Genomic DNA, 16,137 nt, shown 5'->3' on the forward strand with positions numbered 1-16,137 from the left:
GAATATTATATTGGGAACATATACGTTTGCCCACACGTTGTCTGGTCTACATCTGAATTGCGAAGAGGAAAACGGTGGTGACGACAATACTTATAACAGGCGCAGGCACAGGCTTTGGTCATGAAGTGGCACTCCGGCTGGCAGCAAAAGGTTTTAATGTTATTGCAGGCGTTGAAATTGCATCACAGGTTTATGCTTTGTCTGAGACCTCTAAAAAGCGTGGTGTAGATTTACAAATTGAAAAACTAGATGTGACCTGCGAGGGGGATCGTCTTAAGGCTGCACAGTGGGACGTTGATGTTCTACTGAATAATGCAGGAATTTCTGAAGGTGGTGCCGTTGCTGATATTCCTGCGGCAAATCTGCGGCGCCAATATGAAGTCAATATCATTGGTCCAGTCTTGCTTACACAGTTACTGTTGAGGAAAATGGTAGAGAAAAAGAAAGGCCGGATTGTCTTTATGTCATCTGTCGCAGGTTTAACGACGGATCCATTCTCTGGCGCTTATTCCTCTTCCAAACACGCTATTGAGGCGATTGCTTCTGCTCTTAGCCAGGAGGTCAAGGAATTCGGCATCGAAGTTGCTACCGTCAATCCCGGGCCATTCCTTACCGGCTTTAATGATCGTATGTTCGAAAGTTGGAAAAGTTGGGTGGATGATCCCACAAAACGTTTATTCGACTATGAAAATATTGCGTTTCCGCATGAACAGTATGATCCCGAACCTGTTTTTGAAACGACAATTGGTGTTCTAACAGGGGAGATTGAAAACTATCGTAACGTCGAGCCCAAGGAAATTATTGGCCAGCAGAAAGAACAGCTAGAGGCTGTATGGAGTCAGAAAGTTACCGAGGGCCTAGGAAAGCGGCCAGCCCTTGTGCAAAAAGCTTACGATATCAGACCGGGAACTCCGATCTGACACCGCTTTAGAAAGCTTTGAAAATTATTCATCCACTCAGCTAGTGGAGTTAGTGTTTAGTGAGCAAGAATACGTTCAAGTTGTGCGGCAATATGGAAGAGATTACAATCTTCAGCATGACGGCCCATAACCATTAACCCCACTGGCGCTTCGCCTGCGTGATGGCATGGCAGGCTAATGGCGCATAGATCAAGAAAATTGGCTATCGTGGTGTTGCGTAATAACAGCAGGTTAGTTGCTACGTAACGGGCATTATCATTCATATCGTTGATCTTTGGGGCAATAATAGGCACCGTTGGCAAAATGACAGCATCATAATGGTTCATGATATCGGCTGCCTGTCGGATTAATTTGGCTCTACTTTGCAGTAAGGCAATATAATCCACAGCGGTCTGCTCATAACCCCGTAGAATACGCTGCAATACAAAAGGATCGTAAACGCTACGGCGTGTTTCTAGAAGATGCTGGTGCCATGCAAGGGATTCAGCAGCGGGGAACCCTCCTTTGCTGTTGGCTTTCGGAATTTCTGTAAGGGGAGGGCAGGTAAAGGTTTCCAGTATAACGCCGTTTCTGGAAAATCTGCCTAAGCAATCTTCCCATGTATGAGCGACTGTCTCGTCCATATCTTCCATGACAGAAGTGCTAAGAATGCCTAATCGAAGAGTGTGTCCGTCTCGTCCGGTTGGAGCGTCTTGTATACGAATTGTTCCTGTTGCCATCAGGCTATCTGCCGCCCAACAGCACGCCACTGTGCGGCCGATGCTTCCAATGGAATCTAAGGTGGAAGAAAGGGGAGCAGTCCCTTGGGTGGAAATTCGGCGGGCAGTGGGCTTGAAACCGACAAGGCCAGTTAGTGCCGCTGGAATACGGCAGGAGCCACCGGTATCGCTTCCAATGCCTACAAAAGCCATGTTATCCGATACGGAAATGGCGGCTCCTGAAGAAGATCCGCCGGGAATGCGTTTTTCATCCCTATGCCACGGATTAGCCGGAGTGCCAAAATGCGGATTGATGCCAATGCCCGAAAAGGCAAATTCCGTCATGGTTGTTCTGCCAATACTAATCAGCCCGGCCTGCTTCAGGCGCGCAATAGCAGGGGCATCCATACTGGCAGGTGGGGCATCGGCTAGAACCATAGATCCTGCTCTGGTGGTGGAACCCACTTCATCAAACAGATCCTTAACGGAAATAGGAAGCCCTGCTACAGGAGAAGGTGCTTGCCCCTGACATCGTAATTTATCCATGGCATCAGCATGCCCGCGCGCAGCCGTGGCATGCACAGACATAAAAGTACGTGCGCCTTCCCCATGTGAGTCTGCAATGTGAGCCAGAGCATTTTCTACCAGTTCTCGGGCCGTTGTGCGGCCATCTGCAAGAGCTTGCGCTGCATGGAGCATGGAAGGGAAGGAAGAGGGCATTAGGGGAGTTTTCCGTGTTTATTGGCTGTTGATCCATGATAAGAATAGATTCAACTGTATCACGGTTGGCGTAGAGCCACAGCAAAAGACAGCTCACTCCCGTTTGATGCAAATATCTGGGCTAAATCGTTAATGGAATTCAGCGGTTAAGTATTTAAGTATCCATAATCTGTGTGCCAGGCCAATTTTGAGACATCACCATACTTTTGGCCAAGTCAATAAGGATGTTTCTAACGGCAACGCCAGCTTCTGTTTCAGGAATGCTTTCAGGCACACAGAGAGAAACATCTTCCTGAATGACAGGGCTACGGAGTTCATGCACGCGGGATTTGCCGGGAACAATAATTTTGCTGGCGACAGACCAAGGTAGGATAGTAAAGCCAATACCAGCAGCAACAGCATCCTGAAGTGTCAGAAGCGCTTCCACTTCCGCAACAATATGGGGCTTTATCTGTTTACGTGCAAAAGCTGTGTTGATGCGCTTCCGTACAAAATTGTAATCTGGGGGAAGCAAAAGGGGGACTTCTGTAAGTTCTGAAAGCTTGACGGGCGCGGACCCTCTTTCTGTAAAAGGAGACTCTTCTGGCGCGACCAGGAAAAAGTTTTCTTTCATTAAAGGTGTAAAATTCACCCCTTTAATGGGTCCGGCACCGTGAATAATGGCCATATCTAGCCGACCGGTCATGACCATTTCGCTGTAAATATCATCAAAGCTTTCTGTCAAATGAAGTATGATGCCAGGCAACTTGGCACGCACTTCTTTCAGAAGAGCTAAAGATAAAGTAGATCCAGAAGAATATGGAGAAAGACCAACAGAAACTTTCCCAACCAATGGTCCGGCACCACTGCTGATTTCTGTCATGGCACGATCAAGCTGTTTGATCATGGTTTGCGCGTGACGGTAAAGTTCCAGCCCTGCAGCCGTGGGCGTTACGCCCATTTTACTGCGGATAAGCAGTTTTTGTTTGAATGCAGTTTCAAGAGAGGCCAGTTGCTGGCTAAGGGCTGGCTGTGCAATGTTCAGAATATCGGCTGCTCGGGAAATGCTGCCGATATCAATAATTTTTACGAATGCCTGTAGTCGCCTGATGTCCAATTTGAGTCATCTCCATGCGCTGCATTTCAAATTATTGTTACTGAAATTTCGGGGATAGTCAATAAGCATTCGAAACGAATATCTTGGCATAAATTATGTCAGACGGGACCTATTTATTTTAAGTTGCATATAATAAGATATGATGCACGAGATAAGTATAAATAAAATAAAAAATATATTTTTGTTTACTTTATTTTATATTTATATTCTTTCCATAATATTCTTGTATGGGGCTAGAAGGTTTTCAAAGCTATCTCTTGAGGGCGGGTTTGGCGTACATTCATGCGATATTGATAATTGACTGAATATTCTCACGCGTCTGCGCAAGAATATCTTCGGAGTATGTGTGTAATGCCGGGTTTTGCCGATCGACTTAACGGAATTGCCATTTCTGCTTCAGCCGCAATGACGGATAAAGCAACGGCGTTGAAAGCGGAAGGTATTCGGGTCATCAGCCTTTCGTCGGGAGAGCCGGATTTTCCTACGCCTCCACATGTTGTGGAAGCTGCGGTTGAAGCAGCACGTGCGGGTGATACAAAATATCCGCCACAATCAGGAAAGCCTGCGCTTAAAAAAGCGGTGCAGAACAAATTCCTGCGCGAAAACAATCTGGATTACGCACTGGACGAGATTCTGGTTGCCAATGGAGGCAAGCAGATCATTTTTGATGCCATTATGGCAACTTGTAACACCGGTGATGAGGTTGTGCTGCCAACACCTTTCTGGATTAGCTATGCTGATCAGGCACGCCTTGCCGGGGCAAGTGTGGTGCAGGTTCCGTGTAAAGCAGAAAACGGTTTCCGGCTTCGTGCAGAAGATTTGGATGCAGCGATTACCGAACGCACCAAATGGGTTATTCTCAATTTCCCTAACAATCCATCTGGTGCCTGTTGTCCCCGTGCAGATATGGAAGCTATTGCAGCCGTACTGCTCAAGCACCCTCATGTTTGGATCATGACGGATGATATCTACGAACACCTTGTGTATGATGGTTTTGAATTCTGCACGATTGCTCAGGTTGAGCCACGGCTGAAGGATCGTGTTCTTACCGTTAACGGTGTTTCTAAAGCCTATGCCATGACAGGCTGGCGTGTTGGATATTGTGGTGGGCCCAAAAATCTGGTTGCCGCTATGAATAACATGCAAGGGCAGTCAACAAGCGGTATCAACACAATAGCTCAGGCTGCAGCCGTAGCTGCGCTAGAAGGTCCTCAGGACTTTCTAAAAGACCGTGCGCAGGAATATCAGGCACGACGTAATCTTGTAGTCGATCTGCTTAATGCCATTTCAAATGTTTATTGCCACAAACCACAGGGTGCTTTTTACGTATATGCAGATATTAGCGCATGTATGAACAAGGTTTCTGCTGGTGGTAAAACCATTGCCACGGATACAGATTTTGTTATGGGGCTGCTTGAAGAACAGCAGGTTGCAACAGTGCAGGGAACAGCTTACGGAATGAGCCCGTTTTTCCGTATTTCCTACGCAACAGATGTTGAAACATTGCGCGAAGGTTGTGAGCGTATTGCAAAGTTTGTTGAAGGCTTGAAGTAAGAGGTTTTTGCCTGCAAGGCTTTTGAGATAACCCCATTTCTTAACGAGATGGGGTTATTTTTTGTTCTCTTACTGGGGCTTTAGAAAAGAGTGAAAATCAAGCAGGCTGAAGCGTTAGAAGAGGCTGGCCGTATCCAATTAACTCACCTTCTTTAGCCAGAACGTCTGCAACTATACCATCATCGGATGCTGTAACTGGTACGGTAACGCCTTCTATCTCCAATATGGCAACAATTGCACCTGTGCAAACAGAGCTTCCAACAGGTGCTAATGCTTCCTTTGTAATAGGGTTATGTAGTAACAAATGGCCAAAGTAGGGGGCGATAACAGTTACACCATTTTCTGTCGGTGCGTTGAGCACTGATGGTTCCAAAGCATTGTATTGCTCAGAACTACCCGCAGGCGTTTCAGCCGTTTCAATGCAAATGCGTAAATGCGTGCCCTGTGCATTAGCAAGCTCCAGAGAGCTTAGCCCCGCTTCATTTAGCCATTGGCTAATCTGCACAATTTCTTCTGAATTGGGCAGGCTATCAAATGTTGGCAGAGACAGCGGCTTTGTCATCAGGATTTTTCCTTTTTTCCAACCAGTGTTCCAGATGGTGGATATCAACGCCACCTTTCAGAAAATCCGGATCACACAGCAATGCTTGGTGGAGTGGAATATTGGTTGCTATTGTTTCAACCTGCATTTCAGAAAGGGCAACCTTTAGCCGTTGCATGGCTTCTTGGCGTGTTGCTCCGCGCGCAATAACCTTGGCAATCAAGGAATCATAATATGGCTGCACCACACTGCCCGCCACAATATGCGTATCTATACGAATGCCAGCCCCACCGGGCAGATCCCACTGGCTGATCTGGCCGGGGGAAGGGGCAAAGGTAAAGGGATCTTCAGCGTTAATTCGGCACTCAATGGCATGACCGGATGTCTGAATAGCATTTTGTGTCAGAGTGAGCGGCTTGCCTTGCGCAATTTCAATTTGCGCACAAACAATATCAATGCCTGTGGTTTCTTCTGTAATAGGGTGCTCAACCTGTAGGCGCGTATTCATTTCAATAAACGCAAAGATGCCATCTTCATACAGGAACTCAAACGTACCTGCGCCGCGATACCCGATATTACGGCAAGCCTGAGTACAACGTGCACCAATTTCTGCAATCAGTTCAGGAGGAATACCCGGAGGAGGAGCTTCTTCCAGCACTTTCTGATGGCGGCGTTGTAAGGAGCAATCACGCGCACCCAACCACAAAGCGGTGCCATGTGTATCGCACAGAACCTGAATTTCAATATGTCTGGGCTTTTGCATAAAGCGTTCAAGATACAGAGTTGGGTTACCAAACGCCTGTTGTGCTTCCTTGCGTGTAAGAGCAACAGCTTTGATAAGCTCATCAGCAGACCAGACAACCCGCATGCCGCGGCCACCACCACCACCAGAGGCCTTTACAATAACCGGAAAGCCCACAGCATTGGCAAGGTCCAGAATAGCGTTTTCGTCTTCTGGTAATGGACCATCAGATCCGGGCACGCAGGGTACGCCAGAGGCTTGCATGGTCTGTTTGGCTGTAATTTTATCCCCCATCAGGCGGATAGACTCTGGCGTAGGACCAATAAAGGTTATGCCTGCTTTTTCAACGGCTTCTGCAAAATCAGCATTTTCTGAGAGAAACCCATATCCGGGATGAATGGCAGTGGCGCCAGTTACTTTTGCAGCCAGAATAATGCTGGCTGCATCCAGATAGCAGCGCGCGGCAGAAGCCGGGCCAATGCACAATGCAATATCGGCCTCCAGAACATGGCGGCTCTGGGCATCGGCTTCCGAATAAACGGCAACAGTCTCTAACCCCAGCTGCCGACAGGCACGCTGAATGCGCAGTGCAATTTCACCACGGTTGGCAATCAGAACGCGCCCAAAGCGCTGTGGCGCGCTCATGATAGACGTATCAGAGGCTGATGAGCCTCAACTTCACTGCCATCTGGCACTAAAATGGCTTCAACACGTCCGGCAATTTCGGTTTTGATGGGTGTAAAAACTTTCATGGCTTCAATCAGACCTACCTGCTGTCCGGCATGAAGAGTGTCCCCTACAGCCACAAAGGGCGGTGCATCGGGTGCAGGGGATAAATGCAGTGTTCCATACATGGGGGCAGTTATAAGCTGCTCTTTGGTAGAACTAACCTCTGCTTCCTCTGTAGGGGGCGGAGGTGTTGTGGCTGCTGCTGGCGCAGTAGCGGGGAGGGGGGAAGCAGGAGGCACGAAAGCCTGCGCCTGCTTTGCCCGCGTGATTTTAACAGTCTGGCCGCTTTCCGAAATCTCAAGCTCACGGAGCGGAGCACGGCCAAACAGGTCTATCAGCGCTTTAAGAGCTTGAGTGTCCATGGTTATCAGCTATCAGGCTTTGGTAGGTTTCTTTGCGAAGTTCAGGCCGCCTACAACCTGCATGGTTGGCAGTACTTCCATAAAGCTGACATTCATGCGCTGCGGCGCTGTAATGGCAAAAGCAATGGAATTGGCCAGGTCTTCTGGCAGCAGTGAATCATATTCATCAAAGAAGCGGCGCTGTGCTTCTTCCATATTGCCGATCAGGCGGCCAAACACTTCTGTTTGCACACGAGCTGGAGAAACCTCTGTAACACGAATGTTCTTGCCAAACAGATCACACCGCAACTGTTGAGAGAGAGAATGCACGCCAGCCTTGGTGGCATGATACACCGTATTGCCACCAGCAAAGGCATAATGCCCAGCAATGGAGGTGATGTTCACAATATGGCCGCGGTCACGTGCAATCATTCCGGGAAGGGCAAGGCGGGTGAGCTGCAGAACAGCGCGCAGGTTGATGTCCACCAGGCCATCAATGTCTTCTTCTGTGGTGTTGGTAATATTGCCGGTGCGGGACTGACCTGCATTGTTGATAAGAATATCAATTTCATGGTCTTTAAAAATCGCAGCCATGGCATCAAGGTCGGCAACACTTGCAGCGTGCACAATGCAGCCCGTTTCTTCAGCCAGCTTGTCTAGACGCGCCTTGTCACGCGCAACGGCATGTACTTCCAGCCCCAGTTCTCGCAGGCGGCGTACGGTTGCAGCGCCAATGCCAGATGAGGCGCCGGTAATAAGTGCTGTGCGGTAGGGCTGATTTGTCATGGCATAAGTTCCCGATAAAATATGGATTAATCTGCTTGTGATAAAAACAGAATTCACCAAGTCATTTCACTTTAGAGACGAAATAATGCATTGACCAAGATGAGTTCGATCTTGCGTCATAAGATTATCCAATGCGTTCAAGTTGTGAATTGGTCATAAGATTATTGTATATCACCACACAAAGATAATGTTAGCCGGGCTTTGCTCTCTCCCTTTATCGTTACGAATACAATACGTAACGCTGCAAACAGGATGTCTTTAGGTGGTAGCTTTCTTATTTCAGTGCTCGTGTTGTTTATCTTCCAAGCACATTTGGGATGATAAGGCCGCACATTCATGACAGATACTATCTCTATGCTGGAAAACAATTCATTTGGGCATTCAGCGGATACGCCAACTATTAGTATGATTGGCACGCGGGCTATGCTGTTTGAAGCACCCGGCGCATTCACTCTGGCTTGTCAGCGGCGTATCTGGGCGTTGATGGATGCCTGTGCAGATCGGGCAGATATTGAAGAAGTTATGCCGGGTGTAACTAACCTGATGCTGATTTTCTCAGTTCCGCCAGAAGACCCGGAAGCTGTGGCAGACTGGTTGCGCAAGGCATGGGCAACATTGCCAGAAAAGCATATCAAGGGCCGCTTGTTCGAAGTGGGCGTGCGCTATGGTGGGGAGTTGGGGAGCGATCTGCCACGTGTGGCAGAACATTGCGGTATGTCTGCGCAGGATGTGATTACCCTGCATCAGGCACCACTTTATACAGTATGTGCCTTGGGCAGCGTGCCCGGCTTTGGCTATCTGCATGGGTTGGACCCACGCCTTGCCACCCCACGCAAATCTGTGCCGTCTTTGAAAATGCTTGCTGGTACCGTCACTATTGGTGGGCCTCAAGCAGGTATATCTGCTTTAACAGGGCCGAACGGCTGGAATTCCATCGGCTTTACAGACCTTGTGATGTTTGATCCGGAGCGTGATCCGCCTGCGTTATTTGCTGTGGGGGATCAGATCCGCTTTTATGCCGAAAGTATTGAAGTGTGATTACAGTTCTAGAAACAGGTGTGCTCAACAGTGTGCAGGATGCTGGCCGGTTCGGCTATCGCCATCTGGGTGTTAGTACTGCTGGGGCAATGGATCCGCTAGCTCTGCGCTGTGGTAATGCATTGTTGGGAAATGCTCCAAATGTCGCTTGTATTGAGGTGCAGACATTTCCTTTCAAAGTTCGGTTCGACAAAGCAGTCAGTTTTGTTGTCACAGGTGGGGAAGGTGCTCTCACACTTGGCGAAAGAAAAATTCTGCCTTGGTTTGTTGTATCCGCCCAAGACGGAGATGTTTTGACAATTGATCATCCTGCCGTTGGGGCACGGATGTATCTTTGTGTATGTGGCGGCATTGATGTGCCGGAGGTTCTTGGGTCTCGTAGCACACAGTTGCGCGGTGGTTTTGGGGGATATCATGGTCGCCCTCTAGAGCAAGGTGATCAACTCGCAGGTGCCGGAGGGTGTGTGCCTGACGGCTTTGGGGCGCTTCCACCAACGCAGGCTCTGAAAGCAGTATGTGAGAAGGAAAAAACCGTAACATTACGGGTTATCCCGGCAACGGATTATCTTTTGTTTACGGAAGATTCTCGCAAGCATTTTTGGGATGCCTCATGGCAGATTACAGCGCAAAGTAACCGTTTGGGGTACCGCCTAAAAGGTGGTGCGCTGAAACTGCAGAACCCTGTAGAATTGCGTTCTTACGGTGTTATTCCGGGTCTTATTCAAGTTCCTCCTGCAGGAGAGCCTATTGTGCAGATGGCAGATGCCAATACTGCTGGTGGCTACCCACGCATTGCAACAGTGATTGATGCTGATTTATGGCGGCTTGGGCAGGCACGTATCGGAAGTTACATTCATTTCCAGCAATGCGATCAAGCTGAAGGCTTGCAGGCCATGCGAGAAGTTGATGGCTATCTGAACAATATTCAAAGTATTGCAGCACTTTACAAAAAATCGCTCATCAGAAGGGATGCCGGAAAAGCCGGTAAAAAATCATGAAGATTGATTTGAACGCTGATATTGGCGAAGGTTTTGGCCGGTGGACTGTTGCCAATGATGATGCCCTGATGAAGGTGATTTCATCTGCAAACATCGCGTGCGGTTTTCATGCGGGTGATCATCTGATTATGGACCGCGTTGTAAAAGCTGCCAAGGAACAAGGGGTGAGCATTGGGGCGCATCCCGGTTTGCCAGATCGCATGGGGTTTGGCCGGCGCAATATGGTGGTAAGCCCCGAAGAAATGGAAGCCATGTTGGCATACCAGATTGGTGCGCTGAAAGGCATTGCCGCCAGGCATAATATGCGTGTGGGCCATGTAAGTTACCATGCTGCTTTTGGGAACATGGCCAACGCCGATCAGGATTTGGCAGACCGCTTAGCCCGTGTGATTGCAAAAATTGATCCTGAACTGGTTATGCTGGCTATGGAGGGGCATCCTATCGATCTTGCCGCCAGAAAAGCAGGTTTGCGTGTGCGGTATCTTTTTCTGGCAGATCGGGCCTATCAATCAACCGGAGCACTGGTTCCGCGTGGGCAGGAAGGGGCTGTGATTCACGATCTGGATAAAGTTAAAGAGCGTGTAAAACAGTTTTTGGAAACAGGGAATGTAACTACTATTGATGGTAAAAATTTGCCCATCAAATCACGTTCCATACTTGTTCATAGTGATACGGCAGGTTCGGATAAATTGGCAGAAGCCATTGCCTCTCAGGTTCACGCTATGGGCGGGAAAATCGCTGCGGCTGATAGAGAATGAGCTTTCTGGGAATGTAAAGTTCTTATGAAAGATCATTCTCCCAATTCAGGGATAAGCGATACCGGCGCAATCAGTTGCCACGGCCATGCGAATGCATGTGTCGTGAGAAACACACGATAAGAAAAGGTTATGGTTTTGAACGCAAAAGGGCAGAAAAAAGCGGATATGTTTCTGTCCGGGGTAGAGTTGTAATGGCTATGCAGCATAATTTAGCACGTGGTGCTTATCTGTTGGCATTGGCAACATTGTTTACGGCTCTGCTCAATGCGCTTCAGAAGATTACAGGTTCAACACTTTCTGTTGTTGAAATTGTATTTTTTAGAAACCTCTTTTCAATGCCATTTGTTATTGTCATTGCCTTACGTGGTGGATTGGTTTTAAAAACGCACCACTTTGGTGGCCATGTTATTCGCTCTGTTGTAGGGCTTATCAGCATGATCATGACAGTTGTTGCTGTTACACATCTGCCGTTAGCTGAACAGCAAGTTCTTTCTTATACACAGCCTCTTTTCCTCATCTTACTGTCTATTCCGCTCATGCACGAACGGCCATCTGTCCAGAGGTGGGTTGCTGTTGGCGTCGGGTTTATTGGGGTTATTGTTGTTGCAACAGGCAAAGGCTTGCTAGGGGCAGGGCATAGCACGGTGCCTACATGGGCTTACGCTGTTGCGTTGGGGCAGGGTGCTGTTGGCGCATTAACAACCATGCAAATCCGGCAGCTTTCAGCAACAGAAAAAAGCACAACAATTGCAATGTGGCAGGCTATTTTAATGACAATAGCCACAGCAGCAGCGTTGCCTTTTGTCTGGCAGATGCCAACAAGGGCCGATGTGTTGTGTCTTATTGCGGTTGGTGCTTTTGCCGGAATTGCTCAGGTTTTGCAGACAGAGGCTTTTGCTTCTGCTCAGGTTTCAGCCATTGGGCCATTTGCATATTGCGGTCTGATTTGGGCGGCACTGATCGGCTGGCTAGGATTTCATGAAATTCCCGGTGTTGCCATGTTTGTGGGCGGTTTGCTGATTATTGGTTCAGGCCTGTGGATGCTGCGGCATGAGAGACCACAAAAGCAAAAAGTGGTTTTAGAAACAGAATCTTCGTCTGGCGCATAATCGGGAAGACTTTTTTCTTTTATCGACGGGTGAATTACGCCCATAATGTTTCGGTATCGTAAATAATATTGATGATCTGCGCGATGCAGGATGGCTCTTGGAGCCATGAGGTTGAAGGGTAGAAAAAGATATGAACAAGGCTGCAGGTTCATCAAGATACATCTTCTTCATTATGATTTTTCTGATGTATGTCATCAGTTATGGAGACCGTGCAGCTCTTTCCATTTCCCTTCCTGCATTAGGGCAGGAATTTTCATTGTCTTCTGTGCAGATGGGGTGGGTGTCTTCCAGCTTCCTCTGGTCTTATTTCTTACTGAACTTGCCCTCAACAATATTGCTGGATCTTGTCGGTGCACGTTTGGTTGGCAGTTTGGCTGTTTCCGTTTGGTCATGCGCTATGGTGCTTGGCGGACTAACACAAAATGTTACTCAGTTCATTTTATCACGCATGTTGTTGGGGGTAGGTGAAGCACCTACATTTGGTGTTGGGGCAACTATTGTTCGTAACTGGGCCAAGCCGCATGAGCGCGGAACGGTTATGACCATATTGCTGACAGGTATGCAGATTGGATTGGCTGGGGGCACAATTGCCGGAGCGTATCTGATTGCAAAAGTGGGGTGGCGGTTTGAATTTATGGCCTTGGGTGCCATTGGGCTTGTATGGGCACTTGCATGGTGGCTCCTTTACAGGAATCCGGCCAAAACTGCTGCACAACCACGTGTTCGACCTATTCGGTTTTCAGAAGTTTGCGCACTCTTTCGCTCTTCAACGTTTTGCGGCATTTTGGTTGTGCAATGTACCCAGAATTTTCTGAATTTTCTGTTGATGTCCTGGGTGCCATTTTACCTTATTCATGAATTACATGTTAACGTCATTGGGTCAGGAAGCGGCACTGCCGGGTGTTATGTTCTGGGGGCTGTTGGAGCTGTTATTTTAGGGCGTATTGCTGAACATATTGTGTTCCGTAACCATGCAGATCCTAGTCATCGCCGGTTTATCGTTGCGTTTTGTATTATAGGAAGCGCGATGATTGGTGTTCTCCCGTTCTTTCACCAGGAAACGCCTATTCTTATTGTTTTGTCCCTGTCTCTTTGTTGCCTGATTGCAGCAAACGGTGCCAACACAGCCATGTTGGCCGATATGTTGCAGGATGGTCAGAAAATAGGTTCTGTTACAGGGGTTACGCTTACTTTTAGTAATGCCCTCGGGCTAACAGCACCCATTCTGACAGGATATATTGTGTCATATACAGGAAATTTTAATATGGCTTGGTATAGCTGTTCGGTGGCGCTGGTTCTTGCCGGTCTGATTTCATTGCTGACAGTGCGTAAGCCCATTGTGATGGCATGAGCCTTTAAAAGAGAAATATAGATACTTTAGAGTGTTTATTTTATATATGAGGGAATCCCTGTAAAAGCTGCCAGTACAGTTTTTCAGGGATTTTTTATTATGTAAAATCCGACATTTATCATGCGGTACAAGCTCTGCCTTGAGTGCAGGGGAGATATATCAATATTAAATATGACGTCAAAACGTAACGGAACCGTATCATTATTTCATAAGATATTTTCTTAATCCTACCGGATTTGAGGGTGATGCGATGGCCAGGATCTCAAAGTTTGAATTGTCGCTTGTCGCGAGTGTGGCATTCGGTGCTCTCATTCCGGCAGAAAGTGGTTTTGCTGCAGATACAACATCTGCAACAGCAAACCCACAAAAGGTTCTTGTAAAAAAAACCAAAAGTACAAAAGCGGCTCCAACACGTCGCACCAAAAATCTTGCTGCACTCCGCGGTGGGGAGGAATCTGTAGAGGTTGGTGGGCATTCCAGTAACTCTGTATTTTCCCCTGTAACGCAGAAGCATAGTACCACGCAGGTTACGGTGGTGACGGGTGCTGAACTGTTAAAAACAGGTCAGACCAATGTATTGTCTGCTTTGGCACAGGCAAACCCGGCTATTACAACAGCAGCTTTGCCAGGCGGTGGTGCCAGTTCATTCGTGCAAACCATGCAGCTGCGCGGGCAGTCTCCCGATGATACGCTGATTTTGGTGAACGGCCATCGTCGCCATATCGGGGCAAACTTCAACTCCAACTCAGGCACAAACTGGGGAAGTGAGCCAGCTGATATTTCTCTTATTCCAATTTCAGCTATTGATCATATTGAAGTGGTTACAGAAGGAGCATCTGCTCTGTACGGTCAGGATGCCATTGCTGGTGCTGTAAACATTGTTCTCAAGCACAGCACACATGGTGGTAGCATCAATTTTAAAAATAGTGGTTATTACGCAGGTGATGGTCAGGCTCTGGATGGCTCTGCCAATTACGGTATGGCTCTGGGGCATAACGGTGGCTATCTGGATCTGGCCGCGCAGATTTCCCATCAATTGCCAACAACACGTGGTGGCGATTTTTATGGGACAATGTTTGATGATTCCAGAAATGAAACAGCAAACCGCAATGTTCAGCGTGGTCTAGGTATTCCCAAATCCACACTGGAAACTATTAGCGAAAATATGTCTGTGCCGTTGGCTGACAGCGGATTTAATTTTTACAGCACCTCCACGTTTTCTCACAGGCGTGCCAATGTGCCCGAAACTTACCGAGCCAACACGGCGTCTGATGAGTGGATCAATCCGGATCTGTATCCTGCTGGTAACCAGCCTTACATTGCAATGGATCAGCTGGATTTTGAAACGGATAACGGCATTAAGGCCCGCAAGTTTGGTTTTGCATGGGATGCTTACGTAACCTACGCACGTGATAAGCAGAATTACCGCACCACCAATTCTGAAAACGTTTCCATCCCCGGCAGCACGCAAACATCTTTTTATGATGGTGCTTCAGTTGCAACAGAGCTAACCGCAGGTCTGCGCGGTTCTCGTTCGTTCCGTCCGGATTGGGCACCGCGTCCTATCAATCTACGGTTTGGTGGTGAATATCGCCACGATACTTTTCAGATGGTTGAAGGTGAAATGGCCTCATGGAGCGGGATGGGCGCAACGGACCATCCGGGTAACGTTCCCATGGCGGCAACCTATCAGAACCGCGATGTGTATGAAGGTAACGTCAACCTTGATTTCTATGTGACCAAACAGTGGGAATGGACATTGGGTGGTCGTGTTGGCAGCTATAATAATATTGCTACTGTAGAAACAGGATCTGTTGGCACACGCTATAACTTTAACAAACGCTGGGCTATTCGTGCAAATGTGAATACCGGGTATCGCCCGCCTACCTTGGGTGCGATGAATTATTTCTATTCTGCGCCTTATCCTGGCTATACGGTAGATCAGATTCCTGCCGGCAGTCAGATTGCCAAATATCTTGGTACAGGCAGCATGAAAGGCGAATACTCCCGTAGCTACTCAATCGGTTTTGATTCAACGCCAGTTGATGATTTCCATGTAACAGGCAACCTGTATTACATTGCCATTAACGGCAGAATGGGCAGCACAAAAACCTATTCGGTGGATCAGAATGACTCTGTTCTTCTGGAAATGCTGAAAAATGCAAATCTGGAAAGCGCAACATCCCTCTCATATTATGCAAACCTGTATAATACACAGACATTTGGTGGGGATTTGAGTGCAGACTACACCCTGCACACAAAAAATCTTGGTCAGTTCCGCTTTGCTATGGGCATCAACTTCTCGGATAACGAAATTCGTTCTGCAAAGTCTGATCTGGTAAATGAATATACCAAGATGATGGTTTTGCATTCTGCGCCCAAAAACCGTGAGCAGATCAGCGTAAACTGGACGCGTGGAAAGTGGTCCTTTATGGCGCAGGAACTCCGGTATGGTTCCATTGTCTATATGGCTTCCCCAACGGGGGCGGGCAGTGTGCCTTTCCAGCAGAATCCGGGCTTTATTACCAATCTGGAAGTTGACTATAAAATTTTCCCGCGGTGGACAGTTGGTATTGGGGCTAACAACGTAGGAAATAAACATCCTACCCGTGTGCCAAGCTCCATTGCCAATACCCAGCAAGGTCTTGCCAAATATGCATCCTATTCTCCGTATGGGTTCAGCGGTGGGATGTATTATGTGAAAACCTCTTTGGATTTCTAAAGGGAAAGGAAGGTGTTCACACTTAAGCCTTTAG

General features: G+C 47.9%; 14 protein-coding genes. 8 read left to right on the top strand and 6 right to left on the bottom strand.

Annotated features, from left to right (window positions below; translation table 11 throughout):
* Positions 1-74: 74 nt before the first annotated feature.
* Positions 75-920 carry an SDR family oxidoreductase gene (locus FCN51_RS22160; protein ID WP_160256888.1) on the top strand — a complete coding sequence of 282 codons (846 nt, stop codon included), beginning with the start codon at positions 75-77 and terminating at the stop codon, positions 918-920.
* A 56-nt stretch (positions 921-976) separates the two neighbouring features.
* On the opposite strand, the gene FCN51_RS22165 is transcribed toward FCN51_RS22160, so the two are convergent.
* Both FCN51_RS22165 and nac read right to left on the bottom strand, forming a co-directional pair.
* A complete protein-coding gene (locus tag FCN51_RS22165) occupies positions 977-2,338 on the bottom strand; it encodes an amidase (protein ID WP_160256889.1) in 1,362 nt (453 codons plus the stop codon).
* A gap of 154 nt (positions 2,339-2,492) precedes the next feature.
* Entirely contained in the window at positions 2,493-3,434 is a 942-nt protein-coding gene (gene nac / locus FCN51_RS22170) for a nitrogen assimilation transcriptional regulator NAC (protein ID WP_160256890.1), read from the bottom strand.
* 351 nt (positions 3,435-3,785) lie between these two features.
* Between nac and FCN51_RS22175 the strand changes: the two genes are divergently transcribed.
* The gene (locus tag FCN51_RS22175) at positions 3,786-4,988 is read left to right on the top strand and encodes a pyridoxal phosphate-dependent aminotransferase (protein WP_160256891.1); all 1,203 of its coding nucleotides are present in this window, start codon (positions 3,786-3,788) and stop codon (positions 4,986-4,988) included.
* Positions 4,989-5,085: 97 nt separating this feature from the next.
* On the opposite strand, the gene FCN51_RS22180 is transcribed toward FCN51_RS22175, so the two are convergent.
* Genes FCN51_RS22180 through FCN51_RS22195 form a run of 4 tightly spaced genes read right to left on the bottom strand, consistent with a single transcriptional unit; the run spans position 5,086 to position 8,127 of the window.
* Positions 5,086-5,493, bottom strand: a complete 408-nt coding sequence (locus tag FCN51_RS22180; RefSeq protein ID WP_160257181.1) for an acetyl-CoA carboxylase biotin carboxyl carrier protein — start codon at positions 5,491-5,493, stop codon at positions 5,086-5,088.
* Positions 5,494-5,518: 25 nt separating this feature from the next.
* Complete coding sequence (gene accC, locus FCN51_RS22185) at positions 5,519-6,916, bottom strand: acetyl-CoA carboxylase biotin carboxylase subunit (RefSeq protein WP_160256892.1); 1,398 nt, start codon at positions 6,914-6,916, stop codon at positions 5,519-5,521.
* Positions 6,913-7,362, bottom strand: coding sequence for an acetyl-CoA carboxylase biotin carboxyl carrier protein (locus FCN51_RS22190; protein ID WP_003625243.1), 450 nt, complete (start codon positions 7,360-7,362; stop codon positions 6,913-6,915). Before FCN51_RS22190 ends, accC begins: the two co-directional genes overlap by 4 nt.
* 12 nt (positions 7,363-7,374) lie before the next feature.
* A complete protein-coding gene (locus tag FCN51_RS22195; RefSeq protein WP_003625245.1) occupies positions 7,375-8,127 on the bottom strand; it encodes an SDR family oxidoreductase in 753 nt (250 codons plus the stop codon).
* 336 nt (positions 8,128-8,463) lie between these two features.
* On the opposite strand from FCN51_RS22195, the gene pxpB reads away from it, so the two are divergent.
* The 6 genes from pxpB (at position 8,464) to FCN51_RS22225 (ending at position 16,103) form a co-directional block, all read left to right on the top strand.
* Complete coding sequence (gene pxpB, locus FCN51_RS22200) at positions 8,464-9,165, top strand: 5-oxoprolinase subunit PxpB (protein WP_035362387.1); 702 nt, start codon at positions 8,464-8,466, stop codon at positions 9,163-9,165.
* On the top strand, positions 9,162-10,163 hold the full coding sequence (locus tag FCN51_RS22205; RefSeq protein WP_160256893.1) for a 5-oxoprolinase subunit C family protein: 1,002 nt from the start codon (positions 9,162-9,164) through the stop codon (positions 10,161-10,163). Before pxpB ends, FCN51_RS22205 begins: the two co-directional genes overlap by 4 nt.
* The gene (locus tag FCN51_RS22210) at positions 10,160-10,921 is read left to right on the top strand and encodes a LamB/YcsF family protein (RefSeq protein ID WP_003630189.1); all 762 of its coding nucleotides are present in this window, start codon (positions 10,160-10,162) and stop codon (positions 10,919-10,921) included. Before FCN51_RS22205 ends, FCN51_RS22210 begins: the two co-directional genes overlap by 4 nt.
* A 95-nt stretch (positions 10,922-11,016) precedes the next feature.
* Positions 11,017-12,030, top strand: a complete 1,014-nt coding sequence (locus FCN51_RS22215) for a DMT family transporter (protein ID WP_173402424.1) — start codon at positions 11,017-11,019, stop codon at positions 12,028-12,030.
* Positions 12,031-12,160: 130 nt separating this feature from the next.
* Positions 12,161-13,381 carry an MFS transporter gene (locus FCN51_RS22220; protein ID WP_020944340.1) on the top strand — a complete coding sequence of 407 codons (1,221 nt, stop codon included), beginning with the start codon at positions 12,161-12,163 and terminating at the stop codon, positions 13,379-13,381.
* A 250-nt stretch (positions 13,382-13,631) separates the two neighbouring features.
* Positions 13,632-16,103 carry a TonB-dependent receptor plug domain-containing protein gene (locus FCN51_RS22225; protein ID WP_160256894.1) on the top strand — a complete coding sequence of 824 codons (2,472 nt, stop codon included), beginning with the start codon at positions 13,632-13,634 and terminating at the stop codon, positions 16,101-16,103.
* The last annotated feature ends 34 nt before the right edge of the window (positions 16,104-16,137 follow it).

The sequence above is a fragment of the Acetobacter pasteurianus genome, from assembly GCF_009914215.2.
Taxonomy (GTDB): Bacteria; Pseudomonadota; Alphaproteobacteria; order Acetobacterales; family Acetobacteraceae; genus Acetobacter; species Acetobacter pasteurianus.

What these genes read in the sequence shown, in the direction of transcription:
- FCN51_RS22165 (WP_160256889.1), bottom strand. Translation starts at nt 2,338, where the DNA reads ATGCCCTCTTCCTTCCCTTCCATGCTCCATGCAGCGCAAGCTCTTGCA.
- FCN51_RS22175 (WP_160256891.1), top strand. Translation starts at nt 3,786, where the DNA reads ATGCCGGGTTTTGCCGATCGACTTAACGGAATTGCCATTTCTGCTTCA.
- FCN51_RS22225 (WP_160256894.1), top strand. Translation starts at nt 13,632, where the DNA reads ATGGCCAGGATCTCAAAGTTTGAATTGTCGCTTGTCGCGAGTGTGGCA.
- pxpB (WP_035362387.1), top strand. Translation starts at nt 8,464, where the DNA reads ATGACAGATACTATCTCTATGCTGGAAAACAATTCATTTGGGCATTCA.
- accC (WP_160256892.1), bottom strand. Translation starts at nt 6,916, where the DNA reads ATGAGCGCGCCACAGCGCTTTGGGCGCGTTCTGATTGCCAACCGTGGT.
- FCN51_RS22195 (WP_003625245.1), bottom strand. Translation starts at nt 8,127, where the DNA reads ATGACAAATCAGCCCTACCGCACAGCACTTATTACCGGCGCCTCATCT.
- FCN51_RS22220 (WP_020944340.1), top strand. Translation starts at nt 12,161, where the DNA reads ATGAACAAGGCTGCAGGTTCATCAAGATACATCTTCTTCATTATGATT.
- FCN51_RS22190 (WP_003625243.1), bottom strand. Translation starts at nt 7,362, where the DNA reads ATGGACACTCAAGCTCTTAAAGCGCTGATAGACCTGTTTGGCCGTGCT.
- FCN51_RS22210 (WP_003630189.1), top strand. Translation starts at nt 10,160, where the DNA reads ATGAAGATTGATTTGAACGCTGATATTGGCGAAGGTTTTGGCCGGTGG.
- FCN51_RS22215 (WP_173402424.1), top strand. Translation starts at nt 11,017, where the DNA reads ATGTGTCGTGAGAAACACACGATAAGAAAAGGTTATGGTTTTGAACGC.